Source organism: Methyloversatilis universalis FAM5 (genome assembly GCF_000214035.2).
Taxonomy (GTDB): Bacteria; Pseudomonadota; Gammaproteobacteria; order Burkholderiales; family Rhodocyclaceae; genus Methyloversatilis; species Methyloversatilis universalis.
Window position 1 is genome coordinate 205,021 of sequence record NZ_AFHG01000030.1, and the last position, 22,952, is coordinate 227,972.

Below are 22,952 nucleotides of genomic sequence, written 5' to 3' on the forward strand. Positions count from 1 at the left end.
CCTCACTGCGCGTGCTGGCGGTCGTGCTTCTGCCGGCGGATGTCGCGCTTCGCCCGGTCCTGCATCTTTTCCATATGGCGCGCCTCGTGGCGGTTCAGGCTCCCGTCAGCGAGCGCGCGGTCCTCGACGCGGTCGATGTGCGCCTGCTGATGTTCCAGCCGCGCGGTCTCATGCCGGGTGAGCTGGCCGCTCTGCACGCCCCGGTCGATCCGCTGTTCCTGTCGCGCCTGACGCGCGTCGATGCGGTGTTCCATGCGCTCGGACGGGGTGGTGGCGGACTGCGCCCACACGCTGCCGGTGCACAGCAGGGCGCTGATCATCAGGGCGGAAAGGCGGGCGGTATGCGTATTCATGAACGTGTTCTCCACGATATGGACGCCGCGGGATGCAGCGCCGGTGCCCATATGACGCGGACCCAGCGGTGCGCTTACGCTACGCCGCTGTAAGCGGATGTAAGGCCGCGGCCGCCACAGTAAGAAACCGCCTGCTGCTGCGTCTATCTGCCATCGCCTGCCGGATGATCAGAATGTCCCCCTTGCGTCTGCTGCCACTGTCGGCCCTGCTGTTGCTGCTGACGGCCGGCCTTGCCCGGGCCGAACTGCCGGCCGTGCCCGATCCGGCCGCCTGGAGCGCGCTGCCGCCGGCCCAGCGCGAAACCGAGGCGCGGGCGCTGCGCGAGCGGCTGAAATCCGCCACGCCGGAACAGCGTCGCCAGTTCCGCGAACGGCTGCGTGAGCGCATGTCCTCGCTGCCGCCGGAACAGCGGCGCGAGATCGGCGAGCGCCTCCGCGAGGACTGGAAATCGATGAACGACCAGGAACGCGAACGGCTGCGCGCCGAACGCCGCGCCTATGTGCAGTCGCTGTCGCCGGACGAACGCCGCGCCCTGCTGCGCGAACGGCGGGAAATGCTGGAGCGCATGTCGCCCGAAGAACGCCGGCGCCTGAAGCGTGAACTGGAGCACTGAGCGCCTGCCCCTGTGGCCTGACAGCTGGCGCAGTGATGCGGCGCTGCTGCGCCGCGCGCGCGCCGGCGAAAAGGCAGCCAGCGATCAGCTGATCAAACGCCTGCTGCCGCAGGCGCACGCGCTGGCCTGGCGGCTCACCGGCCATGCGGCGGACAGCGACGACGTGGTGCAGGAAGCGTTCTGCCGGCTGTGGCAGCACGGCGGCGGATTCGAGGGCAGGGCACAGCTGTCGACCTGGTTTCTCGGCATCGTGCGCAATCTGTGCATGGACCGCTTCCGCCGCAGCCGGCCGCAGGCGGACGAGACGGAGATGGATGCGCTGGCGGACGACAGGCCGACGCCGGAACAGCGCTGGCAGACGGTTGCGCGCGAGGGCGCACTGCACCGCGCGCTGGCGCAGCTGCCAGCGCGGCAGCGGGCCGCGCTGATGATGTGGGCGTGGCAGGAGTACGATGTCGCTGCGATCGCTCGCGAGCTCGGCATCGCCGAGAATGCGGCCCACCAGCTGCTGTTCCGCGCGCGTGCGCGACTCAGGATGCTGCTGTCCGGGGAGAGTGACGATGAATGAACGGTTTTCCGACGATGATCTGAGGCGCGCGCTGTGCAGTCTGCCGGCGCCTTCGACCGACCGGCTGCAGACGCGTCTGGCGGCCGGTGCGCCGCCGGTGCGCGACGGCACGGCCGGTCGTCTGCCGTGGGCGGCCGGCCTCGCCTTTTCGCTGCTGCTGATCGCGGTAGTGGCCGGCGTGTCCGAATACCGCGCCTGGCAGGAGGCGGAAGAACTGGCCCGGCTCGACGAACTGTCGATCGCCACCATGCTGGTTCTTTGACCTGTACCGGTTTTCACCGCAGGGCCGGCCTGATACGCTGCGCCGCTGCCTTTTCCGTGGAGTGCCCGATGCTGATAGACCGCCACCGTTCCTCGCTGCTGCTGATCGACATGCAGGAGCGGCTGCTGCCCGCGATGGACGACGCCGACCGCCTGCTCGACAACGTGGTGTGGATGGTGAAGATCGCTCAGCGGCTGTCGGTGCCGGTACTGGTCAGCGAACAGTATCCGAAGGGGCTGGGGCCGACGGTGCAGACCCTGCGCGACCTGATTCCCGCCGCATCCATCGTGCCCAAGATGCATTTTTCGTGCGTCGCCGATGGTTGCCTGAAGCCGCTGCTGGACCCCGAACGGCCGCAGGTCATCGTCTGCGGCATCGAATCGCACATCTGCGTCATGCAGACCTCGCTCGATCTGCAGGCGTCGGGCCGTCAGGTATTCGTCGTGGCCGACTGCGTCGCGTCGCGCGATCCGTCCAATCGAGGGCTGGCGCTCGAGCGCCTGCGTCAGCAGGGTGTCATCGTGGTGTCGCGCGAAATGGTGGCCTTCGAGTGGCTGGGTGCAGCAGGCTCAGAGGAATTCCGCGAAATCAGCCGCACCTATCTGCGCTGATGTCGGCCAGCGTGGCGCAGCCGCACAGCGCCATGCACATTTCCAGTTCGTCCCGCAGCAGCCGGATCACGTGCGCGACACCGAGCGCGCCGGCGGCAGCCAGTCCCCAGAGATAAGGTCGTCCGACCAGTACCGCGCGCGCGCCCAGCGCCAGTGCGCGGAAGGCGTCGGCACCGCTGTCGATGCCGCTGTCGTAGAGCACCGGGACCCGGCCGCCGAGCGCGGTGATCACGTCCGGCAGCCGGCTGAGCGCGGCCGGTGCGACCTCCAGCACCCGGCCGCCGTGATTGCTCACGACCACGCCGTCGCAGCCGAGGTCCACTGCGCGTACAGCGTCACCCGCGTGCAGCACGCCCTTGATCAGCAGCGGCACCGGCACGCGCTCGCGCAGCCAGGCCAGATCGTGCCAGCCGGGCGCCTCCGCCATCCAGCCGTCGAACACCTCGCTCTGGTCCGGCTGCAGCCGGCGCGGCAGCGGCGGCTCGGTATTGACCGGCCGCACGTCGGCCGGCAGCGGCGACGTGGCGAGCTTCACCGGGGCGTCCACCGTGAACACGATGCAGCGATAGCCCGCCGCCAGCGCGCGTTCGAGCAGGCGGGCGGTGCGTTCGCGGCTGCCCTGCCAGTAGAGCTGGAACCACAGCGGCTTCTCGGCCGCCCGCGCAATCTGCTCCAGCGGCTGGCTGGCCAGCGTGCTCACCACCATCTGGCCGTCCTGCGCCGCGGTGGCCATCGCGCAGGCGCTTTCGCCGTCCGGGTGCTGCAGCCGGTGATAGGCGATCGGGGCCAGCAGCAGCGGATGGCCCAGGGTTTCGCCGAACAGTTCGAGCCGGGTATGACCGCCGCGCACCTCAGCCAGCGGTCGCGGCAGCAGCGGATGCGCGTCCAGCGCGGCCCGGTTGCCACGGCCGGTGGGCGTGTCGCGGCCGCCGTCCAGGTAATGCCACACCTCGGGCGGCAGCAGTTCGCGCGCCCGTTCGCGGTAGGCGGCGATCGAAGGCTGCAGGGCGGCCGAGGCGTTCAGGCGTTCCCCCAGCGGCGCAGCAGGTTGTGATAGATGCCGGTCAGCTTGACCATGGAGGCGGTTTCGCCGAGCTGCTGGCGCAGCGTGAGCAGTTCCATGTCGAGGTCGAACAGCAGGCGCCGCTGTTCGGCGTCGCGCACCATGCTCTGGATGAACATGAAGCAGGCGATGCGCGCACCGCGGGTGACCGGCGTCACTTCATGCACTGATGACGACGGATAGAGCACCAGACTGCCGGCCGGCAGCTTGACGCTGTGACGACCGAAAGTGTCCTCGATCACCAGCTCGCCGCCCTCGTATTCATCCGGCTCGGACAGGAAAAGCGTGGCTGACAGGTCGGCGCGTACATAGCCGCTGCCATCCGGCATCGCCCGCATCGCGTTGTCGATGTGCTGCCCGTAGCGGTTGCTGTCGCCGGAATAGCGGTTGAAGAAAGGCGGCAGGATTTTCGCCGGCAGTGCCGCGCTGAAGAACAGCGGCTGCCGGTTCAGCGCGGCCAGCACGCGCTGCCTCAGTTCCGGCAGCAGCGGGGCGCCTTCCGGCACCTGTTCGTTGTTCTTCACGACAGCGGCCTGCGTGCCGGCGGTCAGGCTGCCACTGGCCCAGCCGGTGCGGTCGAGCAGCTGACGGACGGTGGCGATCTCGTCGCGGGCAAGCAGGTCGTCTATCGTGATCAGCATCAGAAGGCGTAAATCGCGGTCAGCACGGCCGAGCGGGCTGCACCCGGAATGCTCTGGCCGCTGGACAGTTCGAAGATGTATTTCTTGTCGAGCAGGTTATACACGTTCAGGCGCAGCTTGAGATCCTTGCTCACTTGATACAGCGCAACCGCGTCGAACACCCAGTAGTCGTCGACCGTGGTGACCAGATCACCGGTGGCGCTGCTGCGGATGATGGCCTTCCGGGTATCGACGTACTGCGCGCCGCCGCCCACGCTCAGCGCCTCGGTCAGCTGATAGGTGGCCCAGCCGCTGAAGCTGTGGCGCGGCGTGTTGTCCAGCGTCTGCCCGAGTTCGAGCGGATTGTTGGACTTCGTGACCTCGCTGTCCTGCAGCGTATAGCCGGCGAACAGGTTGAGCCGGTTGGTGACGCGTCCGCTCGCCGACAGTTCGAAACCCTGGACCTCCTGCACGCCCTGAAGCACGACCGGCGGTTCGCCGGGCAGCCCCGGGGTGCGACCGTTGAACTTCTCGGTGCGGAACAGCGCGGTCTGGATGAGCAGCGCATCGTCCAGTGCGTTCCACTTGGCGCCGACCTCGTAGCTGCGGGTGCGCTCCGGCTTCAGATTGAAGGCCTCGGGCGTGACCGGCAGGGTGTTGTTCCCGCCCGCCAGCTGAACGATGTCCGCGCGGCCACTCGGGTCGAACGCGCTGCCGTAGCCCGCATACAGGCTCAGCGCCGGCACCGGGCGATAGACCACGCCGAGGTTGCCCGACATTTCCCGGTCGGTGCGTGACAGGTGCTGGCTGTAGGCCGGCACCGTGCCGTCGTTCAGCGCGCGCACCGTGGTTTTCACGCGGTCCCAGCGGACACCGGCGTTGATGTCCCACTGCGGCGTCAGCGTGATGATGTCACTCAGGTACAGCGCGGTCGTATCCAGGTCGAGCTGCGCACGCGTGCCGTTGTACGGAATACGGGCCGCCGCACGCAGTTGCGGGTCGAGCAGATGGGTGACCGGACCGTTCGCATCGAGCCGGCGCCTGTTCTCGTTGTCCTCACGGGACACTTCAAGTCCGGTCACCAGATGGTGCCGGATCGACCCGGTCTGGAAGCGGAACGTGAGATCGGTCTGATTGATCAGGATGTCGGTGGTCTGATCCCGCGGCTTCTGGTTGCCGACCGCCAGCGTGGAGGGCGTGATGGTCGTGATGTTGCCGGGCGAAAAGCGGGGCGAGGAGAAGATCGCGTCATTGTGCGTGTAGCCGTAACGCAGCTGGTTGCGGACGCTCACCCGGTCGTTGAAGTCGTGCTCGATGCGGAAGCTGGCCTGATGGGCTTCCAGATCCTGGTAGTCGGTCGAGTGACCGTAGTAGTTCGAATAGCGCACCGGCGCGACGCCGCCGCCATAGCCCGAATTGCGCAGGCTGAAGTTGCGTGCGTTGGGCAGGCCGGAATCCGGCCGGTTGTCCTGTCGCGTGTAGAGATAGCTCAGATTGATGCGGGTGGGCGTGCCGAGACCGAATGACAGCGAGGGGGCGATGCCGAAGCGCCGGTTCTCCACATGGTCGCGACCGGGCTGATCGGCCTGGTGAGACATCAGGTTGAGCCGGAAGGCCGCGCCATTCAGGCTTTCGAGCGGCTGGTTGATGTCGGCGGCCACGCGGAAAAGGCTGTCGGTCCCCAGGCCCGCTTCGATCTCCCGCTTCTGCTTCAGCGTGGGCAGCTTGGATACCTGATTGATGGTGCCACCGGTGGATCCTCGGCCGGCAAAGGCCGATGCGGGGCCTTTGCTGACTTCGATGCGCTCGGTGTTGAACGGATCGCGGAAGAACACCCCCGCGTCACGCACGCCGTCGACCAGGATGTCGTCGCGCGCCGAAAAGCCGCGGATCTTCAGCTGGTCACCGGAGGGCGGGTTGCCTTCGCCCGCCTGGAAGCTGATGCCGGTCACGTTGCGCAGCGCATCGCGCAATGTCCGTGTGCCCTGGTCGTCCATCAGCTCTTCGGACAGGACCTGTATGGTCTGCGGAATGTCCTGGATCGCCTGAGGCCTTTTCGGGCTGCTCAGCACCTCCGGCTTGTACGGCGCCGGTGCGGCACCCTGGATGACCACCTCGGGCAGGACAGGGACCGTCGCAGGCTGTTCGGCCAGCGCGGGCATGCACAGTCCCGCCGTCATCATGGCCGCGCCGATCGGACGCAGCGATCCGTCGTGCGAGCGGACGCTCCGGGTGTGACCACGCGTTCGAATGTCCATGCTTCTGTTGCCCCTTTTCCTCTGTGTCTGAGTGCGATGGATGAGCGCGGGCGCCCTGATTTGTTAGCGCGCAATGTAAATGCTTTGAAAAAGAATAGCAACAAAAACAAGAATCGATCTCAATAACGATTTTAGCTGTCCGGACCGTGCGCAGGGGCGTGCGAACGCGCACCGGATCGCGGCTTACGCCAGCGAACCGGACAGTCGGAAAAGACGGGGAAGGGGCGTCAGCTCAGACGCCCGGATGTGGAAATGCGGCCCGGAGGCCGGTGAAGCGAAGGGCTGTTGCCGGTGATCAGAGATAGAGCACGGCGGGGAACACGGTGACCGCGAGCACGAACACCAGCCACTCCAGGTTGTTGCGGGCGAGAAAGCCGGTGAAGTGCAGGATGAGCACCGTGATCGCCACCACGTAGTACAGGATGAACCACATCAGACGGAATCTCCGAGGGAAGGGTGTGGGCGGGCGGCGCTCAGCGTTCGATGTGTCGCAGCGACAGGTCGATGGCGCGCACGTTCTTGGTCAGCACGCCGATCGAGATGCGGTCCACGCCGGTTTCGGCGATCGCCCGCACGCGGTCGAGATTGACGCCACCGGACGCTTCCAGCTCGGCGCGGCCCTGGTTGATGGCCACCGCCTCGCGCATCTGGTCGATGCTCATATTGTCCAGCAGCACCATGGTGGCGCCCGCATCGAGCGCCTCGTGCAGCTGGGCCAGCGTTTCGACCTCGATCTGGATGAAGGCATTCGACGGCGCGATGCCGCGCGCACGCGCCAGCACCGGGCGGATGCCGCCGGCGGCCATGATGTGGTTTTCCTTGATCAGGATGCCGTCGTACAGGCCCATGCGGTGATTCATGCCGCCGCCCACGGTGACCGCGTACTTCTGCGCCAGGCGCAGGCCGGGCAGGGTCTTGCGGGTGTCGACGATGCGCGCCGAGGTGCCGGCGATGGCGTCGACGAAGCGGCGGGTCAACGTGGCGGTGGCCGACAGCAGCTGCACGAAATTCAGTGCGGCGCGTTCGGCGGTCAGCAGGGCACGGGTTTCCGACAGGATTTCGCACAGGCGCTGATCCGGTTCCACCCAGTCGCCTTCGGCGACGTGCCAGGCCACGCTGGCCTTGGGGTCGAGCGCACGCAGGCAGGCCTCGAACCATTCACGGCCGCACAGCACCGCCTCTTCGCGTGCGGTCACCATGCCGGTGGCGGCACGTCCGGCCGGAATCAACCGGGCGGTCAGGTCACCGGTGCCGACGTCTTCGGCAAGCGCCTGGGCCACATTGCGCTGGATTTCTATGGACAGCTGATCGTTTTCCCGCATTGTCTTTCCGCCATTTCTTGTCGCGGCGCATTCTAGCACCGGCGCACCTTGCAGCCGCGCCGCCGCGCGTCGCCGCGCACCGATGCACAAGTTCTTCACGCTCGGACTGCCGCGGCGGGCGCCCCGCCTTAAAGTTGCCGCCCGCGCTGCCGTAGCTGTGCTGCAGCGATCAGAGGGCCCCGCAAAAGAACCGGCCCCGACCGCGCTCAATCCTTGGGGGAGAGGATCATGAATACCCGCACTCAGCGGCCGGCGCCTGCACGCCGGTCTTCGGTCTTGCCGGTCGGAATGTCCGCGTCATGATGGGGCAGTACGATCCGCTGCTGGTCATGCTGTCGCTGATGGTGGCGGTGACCGCGTCCTGGTCGGCGCTGGACCTGTCGCAGCGCATCCACAGTACAGATCCCCGTGCCGCCCGCATCTGGCTCTTTTCCGGGGCGCTGGTGCTGGGCACCGGCATCTGGTCCATGCATTTCGTCGGCATGCTGGCGTATGCACTGCCGATGCAGACCGGCTTCGATCTGCTGATCACCGTCCAGTCCTGGGGTGTGTCGGTGCTGGTGTCGGTGCTTTCGCTGATCTGCGCGCGCCGCATGCGCCGTTCGCTGGCACTGCTGGCCGCCGGGGCGCTGGCGGTGGGCGGCGGCATCGTGGTCATCTTCCATCTTGCACTGTCCGCCATGCGGATCGAACCGGGCGTGGTGTATGACGAACACCGCCTGTTCATCGCGCTGCTGGTGGCGGCAGCGGTGGCCGGCGCCACCAGTGCCGCGCTGCGGCGCATGCGGGCGCTCGAGGGCCGCACGCTTTTCCTGGTGAAGGCGGTCACTTCGGTCGTGGTGGGCGTCGGCCTGTGCGCGGTGCACTATCTGTGCATGAGCGCCACCGTGTTCGCACCGGAAGCGGCCAGCCTCGCCCGGCACGATATCGATCCGACCTGGCTGGGTCTGACCATTGCCGTCGGTGCCATTGGCTTTACCTGGATAGGCAGCGTGGCTGCGCTGTTCGATGCGCGCATGGAACACCGCACCCGCCAGCTCGCGATGCGCCTCAAGGCCGCCAACAGCGAACTGATGCACGCGGCGCTGCATGACCCGCTGACCGGCCTGCCGAACCGGGTGAATTTCGACGCCGCGCTGTCCGAAGCCGCGGCCAGGGTGCGTGCCCAGGGTGGCCGCCTCGCGGTGCTGTTCGTCGATCTGGACGGCTTCAAGCCGGTCAACGACGTGCTCGGCCACCACGTCGGCGACGAGGTGCTCAAGTGCGTGGCGCGCCGTCTGCGCGCCGGTCTGCGTGACGGCGACGCGGTGGCGCGCATCGGCGGGGACGAGTTCGTCATGATGTCCGAAGGCGCGATCGACCAGGAAGGCGCGGGCCGGCTCGCGCAGCGTCTGGTCGATGCCGCCAGCCAGCCGATGCAGATCGGCACCCACGAAATCCAGGTGTCGGCTTCGGTCGGCGTCGCGCTGTTTCCGGACGATGGCGACGAGAACCGGGTACTGGTGTGCGCGGACACCGCGATGTACGCGGCGAAGCACGCCGGACGCAACACCTGGCGGGTCTATGCCGCAGAAATGGATGGCGGCGGTCCGGACATCCTCGGCATGCAGCGCGCCATCCGCCGCGCGCTCGACAATGACGAATTCGTGCTGCACTACCAGCCCAAGGTGGCCGCGCTGGACGGCGCGCTGCGCGGCGTCGAGGCACTGATACGCTGGCAGGATCCGGAGCGCGGCGTGGTGTCGCCGGGCGAATTCATTCCGGTGGCCGAGCGCTTCGGCCTGATCAACGCGATCGGCTTCTGGACGCTGCGCGAGGCCTGCGGCCAGATCCGCAGCTGGCAGCACGCCGGCTGGCGGATTCCGGTGGCGGTGAATCTGTCGCCGCAGCAGTTCCGTCAGCCCGATCTGGTCGAGCGGGTGCGCGCCTGCATCGACGAGTTCGACATCGATCCCGGCCTGCTGGCGCTGGAAATCACCGAATCGGTGGTGATGGAAAGCTCCAGCAGCGTGCGCAGGGTGCTGGAGGAACTGAAGGCGATGGGCGTGACGCTGTCCATCGACGACTTCGGCACCGGCTACTCCTGTCTGGCCTATCTGTGCCGGCTGCCGGCGCGCCAGCTCAAGATCGACCGTACTTTCGTGATCGACATGGACCACGTGGCCGAAGCCCGTCACGTGGTCGAGGCGGTCATCCGGCTGGCGCATTCGCTGCGCATGGAAGTGGTGGCCGAAGGCGTGGAGCGGCCGGAACAGGTGCTGACCCTGCGCTCGCTGGGCTGCGACCTGATCCAGGGCTATTACTTTTCGCGGCCGGTGCCGGCCGCCGGCATCGAGGCGCTGATGCAGGGCGATCAGCTGACCGAACAGTCGGCCCGCGTACATGCGCTGGCGGAACGCCTGCGCGCCGACTCGGGTTACGGATGCCCGCCCGCGCTGGAGCTGGTGGCAGGTTGAAGGGCGGCTAGCGGCGGTGGGCCAGCCAGGCGCTGGCCAGACCGCAGCTCACGATGAGCGCGGCGCCGCCGACCGCGCTCGGGCCCGGCAGATCGCCGAATACCCACCAGCCCATCAGCGTCGCCCACACCAGCTGTACGTAGATCAGCGGGCTGAGCACCGAGGCCGGCGCGAACGCCATCGCGCGGATCAGCAGGAAATGGCCGGCCATGCCGGACACGCCCAGCGAAATCACCAGCAGGCCGTCGCGCCAGCCGGGCATCGAACCGTGTGCCGACGCCGGCAGCGCCAGCGTGGACAGCGTGGCGCCGACCAGCGCGGTGTAGTACAGCGTGGTGAGCGGTCGCTCGGTTGGCGCCAGCATGCGGGTGGCCAGCTGGTAGAGCGCGTACAGCAGCGAACCGCCCAGCAGCATGAGCACCGGCAGCAGTGGCAGATGGCCGTCAGGCCGGGCGATCAGCAGTACGCCGGAAAAGCCGAACACGGCCAGCAGCCAGTTGGCTGCGGTGATGCGCTCGCCCAGCACCGGTCCGGCCAGCAGCGTCACGATGAGCGGCGTGATGAAGAACAGCGAAGTGCCTTCGGCCATCGGAATGCGCTGCAGCCCGCCCATGATCAGGAAGGACACGCCGGCCAGCAGGGCGGCCCTGAATATCTGCAGCCGCCAGCGCGGCGTGACCAGCAGATTGCGCCGCATGCGTGGCCACAGCACCGCACCGAGCACGATGGCCGGCACCAGATAGCGTGCCCACACCAGCATGCCCACCGGGTAGCGCTGCGACAGGTACTTGCCGGTGGTGTCCAGCACCGCGAAGCAGAACAGCGCGGCCAGCATGAGGCCGACGCCGATCAGCGGATGCCTGCGTTCAGCGTGTGGAATGACGGGGGTCCCGCGAATCGGCGCCGGCGATCAGCGCGTTGAAGGCGGCGCGGGCCGATTCGATTACTTCGCCGGCGGTCAGGCCGTTCGGCCCCTTGCCCTGGGCGACCAGCCGGTCGCCGGCCAGACCGTGCAGATGCACGCCGCCCAGCAGCGCCAGATCGGCCGGCCAGCCCTGGGCCAGCAGGCCCGCGATCAGGCCGGTCAGCACGTCGCCCATGCCGGCCGAGGCCATGCCCGGATTGCCGGTGGTGTTGATGAACCAGCGTCCGTCCGGCAGCGCGATCACGCTGCCGCAGCCCTTGAGCACCACCGAGGCACGGAAGCGCCGCGCCAGTTCGCGCGCCGAGACGATGCGGTCCTGCTGGATTTTCGCGGTACTGCTGCGCAGCAGGCGCGCGGCTTCCATCGGATGTGGCGTCAGCAGCGTGGCGGCTTCGCGCCGGGTGAGCGCCTGTTCCAGATCACCGTGCTGCGCCAGCAGATTGAGCGCGTCGGCGTCCAGTACCAGCGTGGCCGGGGTGCGTACCGCGTCGCGCATCAGGTCGAGCGCAGCCGGGCTCTGGCCGAGGCCGGGGCCGATCGCCACGCAGGTGGCGAGGTCGCCGGCCAGCACTTCGGCCGGGGTCCGTATCATCAGTTCCGGCTGTTCCGGGTCCAGCGGCAGCGCGGCGTGGTCCAGCATGCCGACGAACACGCGGCCGGCGCCCACCTTGAGCGCGGCGCGGCCGGCCAGCAGCGCCGCCCCGGCCATGCCGCGGGCACCGCCCACCAGCATCGCGTTGCCGTGGGTGCCCTTGTGGCTGTTGCGTGCGCGCGGGCGCAGCAGATGGGCGAACAGTTCGCGGCCGACCTGCCAGCCGGACGGCGGCGTGACCGCCGCGCAGTCCAGGCCGAGGTCGTGCAGGCTTACTTCGCCGCAGTGGTCCGGGCCATCCAGCGTGAACAGGCCGGGCTTCATCGCGATCATGGTGGCGGTGTGGCTGGCGCGTATCGCACGGCCCATCACCGCGCCGGTGTCGGCATTGAGCCCGCTGGGCACGTCGATCGCCAGCACCGGGCAGTCCATTTCGTTCACCGCATCGATCCAGGTGGCGTGCACACCTTCGATCGGCCGGGTGAGACCGATGCCGTACAGCGCATCCACCACCAGCGCGTATCCGGTGTCCGGCACCCGGGGCAGCGTGAGGCCGCCGACCGCCCGCCATGAGGCCCAGGCCATCACCGCGTCCTCTGCGCCGCGGTGTTCGTCGCAGTCGTGCACCACGGTCACGTCGAAACCGGTCTGCTTGAGCTGGCGGGCGAGCACGAAGCCGTCGCCGCCATTGTTGCCCGGGCCGCACAGCACCAGGATGCGGCCATGGCGGCCGCCCACCAGCTGCATCGCCTTGGCCGCACCGGTGGCACCGGCGCGTTCCATCAGGCGCGGCGTGCTGTCCGGCGCGTAGTGGCGCTCGATGCGGCGCAGTGCATCGGCGTTGTACAGCGCGGTCAGCGGGGCGGTGTTCAGCGTTCTCGGGGCGGACATGCGGAAATCGGGAATGCGTCGCGGCAGGTGGCTGCGAACGACTGCGACGACGGGACAGGGCGATCCGGAAAGACGCGATTCTATGCCCGGCTGCGTCGTCGTGCCGAGGAATGCGGCACTGCCAGTACCCGTTCGCCGGCGCAGGCGTACAGGCGCAGTCCGGGCGCGGGCGTCTGGTCGGCGTGTCCGGTGAACTGGCCGAATGCCGGCAGCAGGCCCACTGCCTCGCCAAAGGCGAAGCAGGGCAGACGCAGCCGGTCGCCGCCGGCCTCGATCCGGACCGCCGGGTGCACGTGGCCCGCCAGCACGTAGCGGCCGGGCTGAGGCGCCGGATGATGGCAGAGCGCGAACGGACCGTCCGCCCACGGTTCGTCCACCACGGTCAGCGCCAGTTCCGGCGGCACGCCGGCGTGCGCGTCGTGGTTGCCGCGTACCAGCATCCATTCGCAGCCGTCGCGGCGCAGCGCGGCGAAGCGCTGCATCAGGCCGGGTTCGCGTGCGCTGCGGGCGTGGATCAGGTCGCCGAGAAAGATGAGCCGGCGCGGGGCGTGGCGTTCAAGCAGACCGGCCAGCCGGGCCAGCGTGTCGTCCGAACTGCCGGCCGGCACCGGCACGCCCAGCGCCCGGAAGGCGGTGCCCTTGCCGATGTGGGCGTCGGCCACCATCAGCGTGGCGCGCGCCGGCCACCACAGCGCGCGCTCCGGCAGCAGTACCAGGCTTTCGCCGGCGATCAGGACTTCGGTCATGGCCGCACGCCGTCGCAGGCGCGTTCGAGCTGGGCCACCATGCGCGCCACCCGCTCCGACAGCTGTTCGGTCGACAGCCGCTCGCGCAGCCGCGCTACCAGCAGCGGAAAGGCGAACGGCGTCATTGCCGGCGGTTCGGTCAGCCGCAGCGTCGCGCTGCGCAGTTCGGCCAGCGTGCGGGTGATCCGCGCCGCGTCCAGCTCGTCGCACAGCGCCTCCTGCCGCGCCTGCTGCAGCAGCAGATTGTCCGGATCGTGCCGGGTGAATACGTCGAACAGCAGTTCGCTGCTCACCTGCAGCTGGCGCGCCGACTTGCCCTGACCCGGATAGCCCTGGAAGGTGAGGCCGGCCACCCGCGCGATTTCGCGGAAGCGCCTGCGCGCCAGCTGGGCGGCGTTCAGGCAGTGCTCGATGTCGGCGTCCAGCCCGTCGTCGTACAGCAGGCCGGCGGCCACTTCGGTCGTCCAGTCCACCGCTCTGGCGGACAGCAGTTCCAGACCGTAGTCGTTGAAGGACAGCGAAAAGGTGGTCGGCGCACGACGCGCGATGCGCCAAGCGAGCAGGGCGGCCAGACCGGCATGCACCGGCCGCCCGGCGAAGGGGTAGATGAACAGGTGGTGGCCTTCACGCGAGGCGATGCGCTCGACCAGTCTTTCGTCCTGTCCGGGCAGCGCGGACCAGCGCGCCTGCAGTTCGAGCAGCGGGCGCAGCGCCTGCATTTCGGGTTCCGGATACTCGCCGCCGGCCGCGAGGGCGACCAGATGGCGCATTTCGTCCGCCAGTTCGGTCGACAGCGGCATGCGGCCGCCAGCCCAGCGCGGCACCGTGCCGCGCGACGCCGAGCCGGCGCGCACCAGTGCCTGCATGTCGCGCACTGCCACCAGTTCGAGCACCCGGCCGGCGAACAGGAAGCAGTCGCCCGGCCGCAGCCGGCCGACGAAGGATTCCTCGACCTGGCCGAGCCGGCCGCCGGCCAGTGCCGCGGCGCCCGCGTTGCCGCCTGTTTTGCCGCCTTTTGCCCAGCGCACCTCCACCGCCGAATCCGCGGTGATGGTGCCGATCTGCATCCGGTGCCGGCGCGCGATGTCGGCCCGTTCCACCCGGTACAGTCCGTCGCCGCCGCGCTCGACCTTGCGATAGTCCGGATAGGCCTGCAGCGCGGCACCGCCGCGGGTGACGAAATCCAGCGTCCACGCCCAGGTCGCGTCGTCGAGTGCGCGGTAGCTCCAGCAGCGCATCACTTCGGCACGCAGCGCGTCGGCGTCGAAGCCGCCGGCCAGCGCCAGCGTCACCAGATGCTGGGCCAGCACGTCGACCGGCGCCTCCGGCGCGGTGCGCGGTTCGATCCGGCCGGCCGCCACCGCGCGGCGGGCGCCGGCGGCGTCGATCAGCTCCAGCCCGTGGCCGGGCACGCAGGTGGCGTGCGGCGTGCGGCCAGGCGCATGACCGGAGCGGCCGGCACGCTGCATCAGCCGCGCCACGCCCTTGGGCGAGCCGAGCTGCAGCACCCGCTCGACCGGCAGGAAATCCACCCCCAGATCCAGACTGGAGGTGCACACCACCGCGCGCAGTCGTCCGTCCTTCAGACCGGCTTCCACCCATTCGCGTACCTCGCGCGCCAGCGAGCCGTGATGCAGCGCGATGAGCCCGGCCCAGTCCGGGCGCGCCTCCAGCAGCGCCTGGTACCACAGCTCGGCCTGCGAGCGCGTATTGGTAAACAGCAGCGTGGAGCGGCTGGCTTCGAGTTCGGCGATCACCGCGTCGAGCAGTCGCACGCCCAGATGGCCGGCCCACGGAAAGCGCTCGATGCGCGGCGGAATCAGGCTGTCCAGCTTCACCGGCCGCTCGATCTCGCCGGCCACCCGCAGACCGCCGTCGCCGCACAGCACCTGCATCGCGTGATCCGGATTGCCGAGCGTGGCCGACAGCCCCCACACCGGCAGCCCGGCGTTCCAGCCGCGCAGCCGGGCCAGCGCCAGCTGCACCTGCACGCCGCGCTTGTTGGCGATCAGTTCGTGCCATTCGTCGACCACCACTGCCGCCAGTCCGGCCAGCCGCTCGCGCGCGTCCGCGTGCGACAGCATCAGCGACAGGCTTTCCGGCGTGGTGACCAGGGCCTGCGGCAGCCGGCGCGACTGGCGGGCGCGTTCGGCGCTGCCGGTGTCACCGGTGCGCAGACCGACCTCCCAGCCGATGTCGAGATCACGCAGCGTGTGCTGCAGCGTCAGCGCGGTGTCGGCAGCGAGTGCCCGCATCGGCGTGATCCACAGCACCTGCAGCCCGTCGGCCGGACGCGCTGCGGCCCGCTGCAGCGCGCCCAGCCACACCGCCAGCGTCTTGCCGGAGCCGGTACCTGCGTGCAGCAGGCCGGAGCGGCCGGCCGCCAGACCGGCCCAGACGGTGCGCTGGAAGGCGAAGGCCTGCCAGCCGCGGGCGTCGTACAGCGCATTGATGCGGCTCAGAAGCTTGTCCGGCTCGGGCAGCACGCCGTCAGCGGCGCGCCGGCGCGGCCGGGGTACCGCGCCGGACGGCTTCGCGCGCGCCCGGGCGGCACGCAGCTGGCGCGCCAGCGACGACGAGGCGACCACCCGGCGGATGTCTTCGCGGGTGGGTTCTTCCGGAGCCGGCGGGTCGGAGGGCGGGGCGGTCATGGGCGGTCGTGTGCGGTCGGAGCGCGGGCGGGCAGGGCTTGCCTGGCGACTCAGAGCGCGACCGCGCGCGAGGGTTCAGTCCAGCGGACGGATCAGTTCGCGGTGACGGAAACAGTCCACCAGATGGTCATTCACCAGGCCGACCGACTGCATCCAGGCATAGACGATGGTGCTGCCGACGAAGCGGAAGCCCTTGCGGGCCAGTTCCTTCGACAGCGCGTCGGACAGCGGGGTGCTGCCCGGGCATTCGGCCATGCGCCGCCAGTGATTGACCATGGGCTGGCCGTCGACCGCGTCCCACAGCAGATCGGCCAGCGATTCGCCGCGTTCGTGCATGGTCAGCAGCGCGCGGGCATTGCCTATCGTGGCGTCGATCTTGAGCCGGTTGCGCACGATGCCGGCGTCCGCCATCAGCCGCGCGCGCTCCGCTTCGCCGTAGTGCGCGATGCGTTCGGCGTCGAAGCCGTCGAAAGCGCGCCGGTAGCCGTCGCGCTTGCGCAGTATGGTGATCCACGCCAGGCCGGCCTGTGCGCCCTCAAGGATGAGGCGTTCGAACAGCTCGCGCTCGTCGCGCACCGGCACGCCCCACTCGCTGTCGTGGTAATGGACGTAGAGCGGGTCCTGCCCGCACCACGCGCAGCGTGCGGGCCCGACGTTCATGACGCGCGCAGCAGCAGTTCGCCATTGACCAGCGAACTGTCCTCCGGGTCGCGGTTGATGTGGAAGCCCAGGCTCTGCACGAAGCGCAGCATGCGTTCGTTGTTGGCGAGGAACACGCCTTCCATCACCCGCAGGCCGCGCTCGCGCGCCGCCTCGATCAGCAGGTTCATCATGATGCGGGCCAGGCCCTGACGCTGCCATGCGTCGGCGATCACGATGGCGAACTCGCAGCTTTCGCCGTCCGGGTTCACCACGTAGCGACAGACGCCCAGCTGTTCGTCATCTTCCTCGCCCACCGCCACCAGCGCCATTTCGCGGTCATAGTCGATCTGGGTCAGGCGCGCCAGCAGCTGCGGCGGCAGTTCCTTGATCGTGCTCATGAAGCGCAGGTAGCGGGTTTCGGCCGACAGCTCGCGCACGAAGCGCGCTTCGCGGTCCGAGTCTTCCGGCCGGATCGGCCGGATGATGGTGCGGGTGCCGTTGGGCAGCGTGACCACATGTTCCAGCCGCGCCGGGTAGGGGTGGATGGCCATGTGCGAATACGGCGTCGCGGTCGGCTGCACGTCGGCCAGGATGATGCGGGCATCCACCGCCACGCAGCCGCTTTCGTCGACCAGCAGCGGATTGATGTCCATCTCCCGTATCCACGGCAGTTCGCACACCATTTCCGACACGCGGATGAGCACCCGCTCCAGCGCTTCCATGTCGATCGCCGGCATGCCGCGGTACTCGCCCAGCATCTGCGAAACCCGGGTGCGCTGGATCGCGTCGCGCGCCAGTTCGACGTTGATCGGCGGCAGCGTGACCGCGCGGTCGCGCAGCACCTCGACCCGGGTACCGCCGTGGCCGAAGCTGATGACCGGGCCGAACACCTCGTCATGCACCACGCCGACGAACAGTTCGCGCGCATTGCGCTTGTTCACCATGGGCTCGATCGACACGCCGCGCAGCCGCGCTTCCGGCTTGCGGCGGCCGACTTCGGCCATCAGTTCCTGCCAGCAGTCGCGCACCGAACGCAGGTTGTCGACATGCAGGCGCACGCCGCCGACGTCGCTCTTGTGGGTGATGTCCGGCGAATCGATCTTCATCGCCACCGGCAGGCCCATTTCTTCCGCATACACCATGGCTTCGGTCGCGCTGCGCGCCACCACGGTCTGCGCGATCGGGATGCGGAAGGCGGCCAGCAGCGCCTTCGATTCCATTTCGGTCAGCACGGTGCGCCGTTCCGACAGCGCGGTTTCGATCACCAGCCGGGCCGATTCCACCGACGGCGGATCGAGGTCCTGCGCCAGCGAGGCCGGCGCGTGGCGCAGCAGCTGCTGGTTGCGGTAGTAGGACGAAATGTGATGGAACAGTTCGACCGCCGGCTCCGGCGAGCGGAAGGTCGGGATGTGCGCCGCCTCGAACAGCGCGCGGGCGGCGCGCACCTGTTCGCAGCCCATCCAGCTGGTCATCAGCGGCTTGCCGGCCGTTTTCGCGACTTCGATCACCGCTTCGGCGACCGCAGTCGGCTTGGTCATGGCCTGCGGCGTGAGCAGTGTGAGCACGCCATCCACGTTCGGGTCGGCCAGCACCGCTTCCAGCGCGGCGCGGTAACGGGCGTCGTCGGCGTCGCCGATCAGATCGACCGGATTGGCGTGCGACCAGTTCGGCGGCAGCGTGCGGCTCAGCACTTCCAGTGTTTCCGGTGCCAGCTGCGCGAGCGGGATGCCGAGGTCGGCCGCGCGGTCTGCGGCCATCACGGCCGGACCGCCGCCATTGGTCACCACCGCCAGCCGCTTGCCGGCCGGCTTGAAGCCGGTGAACAGCGCGTTGGCGGCCGAGAACATCTGGCCCAGCGTGGCCAGACGCACCACGCCGGCGCGTCGCAGCGCGGCGTCGAACACGTCGTCCTCGCCCACCATGGCGCCGGTGTGCGACGCCACCGCCCTGGTGCCGGCCGGGTGGCGGCCCACCTTGATCGCCAGCACCGGCTTCACCCGGGCCGCCGCACGCACCGCGCTCATGAAGCGGCGCGCGTCGCGGATGCCCTCGATGTACATGAAGATGCTCTCGGTTTTCGGATCCGCGATCATGTAGTCGAGGATTTCGCCGAAATCGAGATCGACCGACGCGCCCAGCGATACCACGGACGAGAAGCCGACGCCATTCGACTGCGCCCAGTCCAGCAGCGCGGTACAGACCGCGCCCGACTGGGAGATCAGGCCGATGCTGCCGGCCTTGCCGCTGGAGCGCGCGAAGGTGACGTTGAGGCCGAGCGAAGGCCGCATCAGGCCCAGACAGTTGGGGCCGATGATGCGCACGCCGCCGCGCTTGGCCGCGGTACGGGTGCGGCGCAGCAGTTCGGCGCCGGCCGGGCCGGTTTCGGCGAAACCGGCGCTGATCACGATGGCGGCCTTGATGCCGGCACGCCCGCACTCGTCGATCAGGCCCGGCACGGTGCGGGCCGGGGTACAGATCACGACCAGGTCGGGCCGCTTGCGCAGGTCTTCCAGGCGGGCCACGCAGGGCACGCCGAACACCGCCTTGTGCTTCGGGTTGATCGCGTGCAGCTCGCCCTTGAACTGGGCGTCCAGCATGTTGCGGACAAGGACCGCACCAATCGAATCCGGCCGCTCGCTGGCGCCGACGATGGCGACCGACTGCGGCTCGAACATGGCTTTGAGGTAGTGCTCGTACTGCATCGTGTAACTCCCGTGGCTAGGAAGACCGGCAGCGGCAAAGGAGGGGCGCTGTCCGCGTCTTCGCGGGCGGAGGCCCGCGCACGTTCGACAACAGTATATTGCATTGCAACATAGGCTGCGCCTGTGGAAAACCACATATTGCAGCCCGACTCGCGGCGTGCAGTCCGCGCTGTCCGGTGGCACGACACCGACGCGGCGCGCCGCATCCGGCTGCGAAGTATCCCGGATGCGGCGCCACGCCGCCAGTGCGGGCAGGGCGCCCGCGCGGCTCAGAAGCCTATCGTGTAGTGCGCGTAGGCGGTGGCGGAGCCGGTGCGTTCGAACGGCAGCTCCTGGTAATACACGTCCAGCGCCACGCGCTGGCCCTTGGCCACATCGTAGAAGGCACCGGCCGATGCCACCGGACGGGTCCGCTTGATGTCGCTGTTGAAGCTTTCCGAGGTCAGGCCGGCCAGGCCGGTTGCCGCAAAGCGGCTCACCTTGTGCTCGACATCCTGTTCCACGCCCAGGCTGCCGGTCAGCGTGAGCTTGGGCGTGAGCCGGTGCTGCGCCTTGATGCCGGCCAGGATGCTGGTCGAGCGGTCCTTCAGTCCGGCCACGGTCAGCGGGGTGCTCACACCGCGTTCGGTATAGCCGTCCTGTTCGATCAGCGTGTAGCGCGCAGCGACGTAGGGGCGCAGCAGCGTGTTGTTGCCCTGGTTGAAGGCATAGCTCAGTTCGGTCACATAGCTTTCGCTGGTGAGCTTGGTCGAGCCCTGGCCGGCTTCCGAGGTGCCGATCACGGCGCGGGTGATGTCCACATCCTTGGACTGATAGGCATTGGCCAGCTTGACCTGCCAGCCGAGGCCGTCGGCGTTCTGGTTCCACACGCCGAACAGACCCATCAGCGGCACGCGGTTGTCCAGATCGATGCCGGTCGGCGTATTGCGGTTGAAGCTTTCGTCGACGAAGGCGCCGATGCGCAGCTGCGGGCTGACCTTGTAGCCCAGCACCAGCACCGCGTTGGAGGTGGCGGTATCCGGGCTGTTGGCCGAGGTGTAGCGGCCACCGACCGACACGCAGACGCCGCGTGCGTCGAACAGGGCGCAGTCGTAGGTGTTCATGTTGGCGAAGTTCGACGCGATGGCGGCGACGTTGAACACGCTGCGCACCTTCTGCGCCGACTGTCGCAGCGACAGCTGGGTGTCGGCCACCGACGGGCCGGCGGCGAACAGCAGGAAGTTGCCGATCAGGAAGGGCGTATCGGCTGCGCCGACGTAGGTCACCGTGCCGTCGGCATTGATCCGCTGAACGTCACCGATGGCATTGACCGTCAGCGTGCCGCCGGCGTAGCTGAAGTTCAGCGCCGGTGCGAACCACGGATTGCCGCCGTTCAGAATGAAGTAGTCGTTGGAAAAGAGGGTCGCGCCGGTACGCGCATCCTTCACCGTGATGGTCGAAGCCCCTCCGAAACCCGCGATGGTGTTGATACCGCCCGTTGTCGGAACGCCGGCGATATTGCGCGTGGCGGACGCCCCAAAACCCGACTCGCTGTTCTCGAGCGTGAAGCCACGACCGTCGGCGAAGGTGAAGGTGGTCAGACCGTTGGCCGTGGACGGGAAATGGAAGGTGTTGGCCGACGCCTGGGCAAAGCCCGCTTCGTCCGACGATATGGTGACGCCATTCGCGACGAAACTGGCCGCATGGACCGGTTGCAGCGCGCCGGACAGGATGCCGACGGCGAACAGCGTGGCTGCGGCGAGAGGCTTGTGGGCGGGGCAGAAAGACATGGTGTTTCCCTAGGCGAGTTGTGTTTGTGTGTTCGGGGCCCGCGCGGCAGACCTTGAATGGGACGGCTCGGGGCGCGGAGTATGGCCCGCGAGCCCGGTTTTGTGTAATCCCTGGTGCATATCGGCTGTACCGGCTCTGACTTGAAGGGGATCGGCTCCCGGTGAGCGTTCAGTGACTGGGGTCGGGCAGCGTGAAGTAGAAGCAGGCACCCTTGCCCGGCGAACCTTCGGCCCAGATGCGCCCGCCGTGGCGCGCGACGATGCGGGCCACCGTGGCCAGACCGATGCCGGTGCCCGAGCGGTCCGACTGGTCGTGCAGCCGGTTGAAGGGCTTGAACAGCTGCGCCGCGTGGTCCATGTCGAAGCCGACACCGTTGTCGCGCAGATGGAACACCACCTCGCGGTTGCGCAGCCGGGCGTCGAATTCGATTTCCGCCATGTCACGGCCGGCGGTGAAGGTCCAGGCGTTGCGCAGCAGGTGTTCGAGCAGTACGCGCGCCAGCATCGGGTCCACCCGCGCCATCAGGTGGGTGCCGATGGCCAGCCGGCCGTTGCGCTCAGGCGATTCCGCCTGCAGTTCGCGCATGATGGCGCGCGCCATCGCCGACAGATCGACCTCGGCGCGGCTGATCGGCGCCCGGGTGAGCCGGCCCAGTTCCAGCAGGTCGTCGATCAGCGTCGACAGCTTCTGCGAAGCGGCGCGGATGCGGCCCAGATGGCTGTGGGCGGTGGCGTCCAGCCGGTCGCCGTAGTCTTCCATGATGATCTGCGAGAAGCCGTCGATCGCGCGCAGCGGGTTGCGCAGGTCGTGTGACACCGAGTACGAGAAGGCTTCCAGCTCGCGGTTGGACGCCTCCAGCTCGGCGGTGCGCCGCTTCACCCGGCGTTCGAGTTCGGCGTTCATGTCGTAAAGCGTGGCTTCCGCCTGCTTGCGCGCGGTGATGTCCTCGATGCTGCCGGACAGGCTTTCCAGCCGGCCCTGTGCGTCGAAGCGGGCGCCGATCGCGATTTCCAGCCAGCGGGCGGACGCGCTGCCGGTGCCGGTGCGCACCTCGATCTGCATCGCGCTGCGCCGGCCGTCCAGCATCGGTTCCATCCGCGCGAGCAGGTAGCGCGCCTCGTCCTTGCTCAGCCAGCGCAGCACCCGCTGGCCGATGGCCTGATTCACCGGCTGTCCGGTCAGCGTTTCCCAGGCGCGGTTCAGATACGTGATGCGGCCGTGCGCGTCGATGCGGAAGATGACTTCGCGCAGGTGATTCACCATTTCGCGATGCCGGGTTTCCAGTTCGCGCAGCGCCCGGGTGGACTGCACGAAGGCGGTTTCGTCACGACCGGTGCCGCGGTAGCCGGCAAAACGGCCGCCAGCGGGGCGTATCGGCCGGCCCAGCAGTTCGATGTGGCGGGAGGTGCCGTCCGGTCGCTGCAGCACCAGATGCAGCTGCAGCGACTGCCCGCTCTGGAACTGGCGGTGAGCCTCTTCCCAGTCGCCGTGCGCTGGCGCCAGGCCTTCGATTTCCCACAGCCGGCGGCCCTGGACCGCGCGCTGGCTCAGGGCGGTGGCCAGATGCCCTTCGGCGCGCGAGTAGTGAAGTTTCAGCGCGGCATCGGTTTCCCAGTGCCAGTCGGTGACCAGATCGGTGTAGTCGCGCAGGCGTTCGGCGTCGAGATGATATTGCGCGGCTTCGCGCGCGAGCCGGTTCTGCTCGCGCAGCGCCAGCGCACCGATGCCGAGCCCGGCCGCCAGCACCGCCAGCCCGACCGGCAGCGATTCGGTGGCGGCCAGCGCGCCGGCCAGCGCGGCGAGCGGCAGCGCCCGCCACAGGAAGAAAGTCCGGGCACCCTGAGAAAGTGCCGTGAGATCCGGAGTGCGGAACATTGTTGTCCTTGGTATGCCGCGGATCATAATG

At 68.7% G+C, this 22,952-nt stretch carries 19 protein-coding genes; 5 read left to right on the plus strand and 14 right to left on the minus strand.

Translation table 11 applies throughout. The features are described from left to right. Window positions 1-2 precede the first annotated feature (2 nt). Entirely contained in the window at window positions 3-353 is a 351-nt protein-coding gene (locus METUNV1_RS03835; protein WP_008059018.1) for a hypothetical protein, read from the minus strand. Between the two features lie 173 nt (window positions 354-526). Here METUNV1_RS03835 and METUNV1_RS03840 point away from each other — a divergent pair, with 173 nt between their 5' ends. From METUNV1_RS03840 to METUNV1_RS03855, 4 genes are all read left to right on the plus strand, one after another. Next, window positions 527-967 carry a DUF3106 domain-containing protein gene (locus METUNV1_RS03840; protein ID WP_193374295.1) on the plus strand — a complete coding sequence of 147 codons (441 nt, stop codon included), beginning with the start codon at window positions 527-529 and terminating at the stop codon, window positions 965-967. Then, window positions 951-1,535 (plus strand): RNA polymerase sigma factor, encoded by a 585-nt coding sequence (locus METUNV1_RS03845; protein WP_008059021.1) that lies wholly within the window; start codon window positions 951-953, stop codon window positions 1,533-1,535. Before METUNV1_RS03840 ends, METUNV1_RS03845 begins: the two co-directional genes overlap by 17 nt. Beyond that, complete coding sequence (locus METUNV1_RS03850) at window positions 1,528-1,797, plus strand: hypothetical protein (RefSeq protein WP_043358961.1); 270 nt, start codon at window positions 1,528-1,530, stop codon at window positions 1,795-1,797. Before METUNV1_RS03845 ends, METUNV1_RS03850 begins: the two co-directional genes overlap by 8 nt. Before the next feature lie 68 nt (window positions 1,798-1,865). After that, entirely contained in the window at window positions 1,866-2,408 is a 543-nt protein-coding gene (locus METUNV1_RS03855; protein WP_008059023.1) for a hydrolase, read from the plus strand. Here the strand turns inward: METUNV1_RS03855 and METUNV1_RS03860 are convergent. The 5 genes from METUNV1_RS03860 to nadC all read right to left on the minus strand — a co-directional run bounded on the left by METUNV1_RS03860 (window position 2,386) and on the right by nadC (window position 7,671). Beyond that, window positions 2,386-3,357, minus strand: coding sequence for an alpha-hydroxy acid oxidase (locus METUNV1_RS03860; protein ID WP_008059026.1), 972 nt, complete (start codon window positions 3,355-3,357; stop codon window positions 2,386-2,388). The genes METUNV1_RS03855 and METUNV1_RS03860 overlap by 23 nt on opposite strands. Window positions 3,358-3,428: 71 nt before the next feature. Further along, complete coding sequence (locus tag METUNV1_RS03865; RefSeq protein WP_008059028.1) at window positions 3,429-4,112, minus strand: Fe2+-dependent dioxygenase; 684 nt, start codon at window positions 4,110-4,112, stop codon at window positions 3,429-3,431. Next, on the minus strand, window positions 4,112-6,274 hold the full coding sequence (locus tag METUNV1_RS03870; RefSeq protein ID WP_232416268.1) for a TonB-dependent receptor: 2,163 nt from the start codon (window positions 6,272-6,274) through the stop codon (window positions 4,112-4,114). The genes METUNV1_RS03865 and METUNV1_RS03870 overlap by 1 nt, the downstream gene beginning before the upstream one ends. A gap of 370 nt (window positions 6,275-6,644) precedes the next feature. Then, a complete protein-coding gene (locus tag METUNV1_RS03875) occupies window positions 6,645-6,782 on the minus strand; it encodes a hypothetical protein (RefSeq protein WP_008059032.1) in 138 nt (45 codons plus the stop codon). Between the two features lie 40 nt (window positions 6,783-6,822). Continuing rightward, window positions 6,823-7,671 (minus strand): carboxylating nicotinate-nucleotide diphosphorylase, encoded by an 849-nt coding sequence (nadC, locus tag METUNV1_RS03880; RefSeq protein ID WP_008059033.1) that lies wholly within the window; start codon window positions 7,669-7,671, stop codon window positions 6,823-6,825. Window positions 7,672-7,970: 299 nt separating this feature from the next. Between nadC and METUNV1_RS03885 the strand changes: the two genes are divergently transcribed. Then, complete coding sequence (locus METUNV1_RS03885; protein WP_008059035.1) at window positions 7,971-10,127, plus strand: putative bifunctional diguanylate cyclase/phosphodiesterase; 2,157 nt, start codon at window positions 7,971-7,973, stop codon at window positions 10,125-10,127. A gap of 7 nt (window positions 10,128-10,134) precedes the next feature. Here METUNV1_RS03885 and METUNV1_RS03890 read toward each other — a convergent pair whose 3' ends face one another. From METUNV1_RS03890 to METUNV1_RS03925, 8 genes are all read right to left on the minus strand, one after another. Continuing rightward, window positions 10,135-11,025, minus strand: a complete 891-nt coding sequence (locus tag METUNV1_RS03890) for a DMT family transporter (RefSeq protein ID WP_339327524.1) — start codon at window positions 11,023-11,025, stop codon at window positions 10,135-10,137. Then, window positions 10,994-12,535 (minus strand): bifunctional ADP-dependent NAD(P)H-hydrate dehydratase/NAD(P)H-hydrate epimerase, encoded by a 1,542-nt coding sequence (locus tag METUNV1_RS03895; RefSeq protein ID WP_008059038.1) that lies wholly within the window; start codon window positions 12,533-12,535, stop codon window positions 10,994-10,996. Before METUNV1_RS03895 ends, METUNV1_RS03890 begins: the two co-directional genes overlap by 32 nt. 80 nt (window positions 12,536-12,615) lie before the next feature. Beyond that, window positions 12,616-13,281 carry a ligase-associated DNA damage response endonuclease PdeM gene (gene pdeM, locus METUNV1_RS03900; protein ID WP_008059040.1) on the minus strand — a complete coding sequence of 222 codons (666 nt, stop codon included), beginning with the start codon at window positions 13,279-13,281 and terminating at the stop codon, window positions 12,616-12,618. Further along, window positions 13,278-15,932 carry a ligase-associated DNA damage response DEXH box helicase gene (locus tag METUNV1_RS03905; RefSeq protein ID WP_008059042.1) on the minus strand — a complete coding sequence of 885 codons (2,655 nt, stop codon included), beginning with the start codon at window positions 15,930-15,932 and terminating at the stop codon, window positions 13,278-13,280. The genes pdeM and METUNV1_RS03905 overlap by 4 nt, the downstream gene beginning before the upstream one ends. A gap of 75 nt (window positions 15,933-16,007) precedes the next feature. After that, window positions 16,008-16,592: a DNA-3-methyladenine glycosylase I gene (locus METUNV1_RS03910; RefSeq protein WP_008059044.1), complete on the minus strand. Its 585-nt coding sequence runs from the start codon at window positions 16,590-16,592 to the stop codon at window positions 16,008-16,010. Then, window positions 16,589-19,276, minus strand: coding sequence for a bifunctional acetate--CoA ligase family protein/GNAT family N-acetyltransferase (locus METUNV1_RS03915; RefSeq protein WP_008059045.1), 2,688 nt, complete (start codon window positions 19,274-19,276; stop codon window positions 16,589-16,591). The genes METUNV1_RS03910 and METUNV1_RS03915 overlap by 4 nt, the downstream gene beginning before the upstream one ends. A gap of 269 nt (window positions 19,277-19,545) precedes the next feature. Further along, window positions 19,546-21,045, minus strand: a complete 1,500-nt coding sequence (locus METUNV1_RS03920; RefSeq protein WP_008059047.1) for an autotransporter outer membrane beta-barrel domain-containing protein — start codon at window positions 21,043-21,045, stop codon at window positions 19,546-19,548. A 169-nt stretch (window positions 21,046-21,214) separates the two neighbouring features. After that, window positions 21,215-22,921, minus strand: coding sequence for a sensor histidine kinase (locus METUNV1_RS03925; RefSeq protein ID WP_008059049.1), 1,707 nt, complete (start codon window positions 22,919-22,921; stop codon window positions 21,215-21,217). Window positions 22,922-22,952: the final 31 nt, after the last annotated feature.

Coding starts and splice junctions, on each gene's coding strand:
- METUNV1_RS03865 (WP_008059028.1), bottom strand. CDS start 4,112: ATGCTGATCACGATAGACGACCTGCTTGCCCGCGACGAGATCGCCACC.
- METUNV1_RS03855 (WP_008059023.1), top strand. CDS start 1,866: ATGCTGATAGACCGCCACCGTTCCTCGCTGCTGCTGATCGACATGCAG.
- METUNV1_RS03850 (WP_043358961.1), top strand. CDS start 1,528: ATGAATGAACGGTTTTCCGACGATGATCTGAGGCGCGCGCTGTGCAGT.
- nadC (WP_008059033.1), bottom strand. CDS start 7,671: ATGCGGGAAAACGATCAGCTGTCCATAGAAATCCAGCGCAATGTGGCC.
- METUNV1_RS03835 (WP_008059018.1), bottom strand. CDS start 353: ATGAATACGCATACCGCCCGCCTTTCCGCCCTGATGATCAGCGCCCTG.
- METUNV1_RS03870 (WP_232416268.1), bottom strand. CDS start 6,274: ATGATGACGGCGGGACTGTGCATGCCCGCGCTGGCCGAACAGCCTGCG.
- METUNV1_RS03885 (WP_008059035.1), top strand. CDS start 7,971: ATGATGGGGCAGTACGATCCGCTGCTGGTCATGCTGTCGCTGATGGTG.
- METUNV1_RS03920 (WP_008059047.1), bottom strand. CDS start 21,045: ATGTCTTTCTGCCCCGCCCACAAGCCTCTCGCCGCAGCCACGCTGTTC.
- METUNV1_RS03895 (WP_008059038.1), bottom strand. CDS start 12,535: ATGTCCGCCCCGAGAACGCTGAACACCGCCCCGCTGACCGCGCTGTAC.
- METUNV1_RS03875 (WP_008059032.1), bottom strand. CDS start 6,782: ATGTGGTTCATCCTGTACTACGTGGTGGCGATCACGGTGCTCATCCTG.
- METUNV1_RS03915 (WP_008059045.1), bottom strand. CDS start 19,276: ATGCAGTACGAGCACTACCTCAAAGCCATGTTCGAGCCGCAGTCGGTC.
- METUNV1_RS03910 (WP_008059044.1), bottom strand. CDS start 16,592: ATGAACGTCGGGCCCGCACGCTGCGCGTGGTGCGGGCAGGACCCGCTC.
- METUNV1_RS03840 (WP_193374295.1), top strand. CDS start 527: ATGTCCCCCTTGCGTCTGCTGCCACTGTCGGCCCTGCTGTTGCTGCTG.
- METUNV1_RS03905 (WP_008059042.1), bottom strand. CDS start 15,932: ATGACCGCCCCGCCCTCCGACCCGCCGGCTCCGGAAGAACCCACCCGC.
- pdeM (WP_008059040.1), bottom strand. CDS start 13,281: ATGACCGAAGTCCTGATCGCCGGCGAAAGCCTGGTACTGCTGCCGGAG.
- METUNV1_RS03925 (WP_008059049.1), bottom strand. CDS start 22,921: ATGTTCCGCACTCCGGATCTCACGGCACTTTCTCAGGGTGCCCGGACT.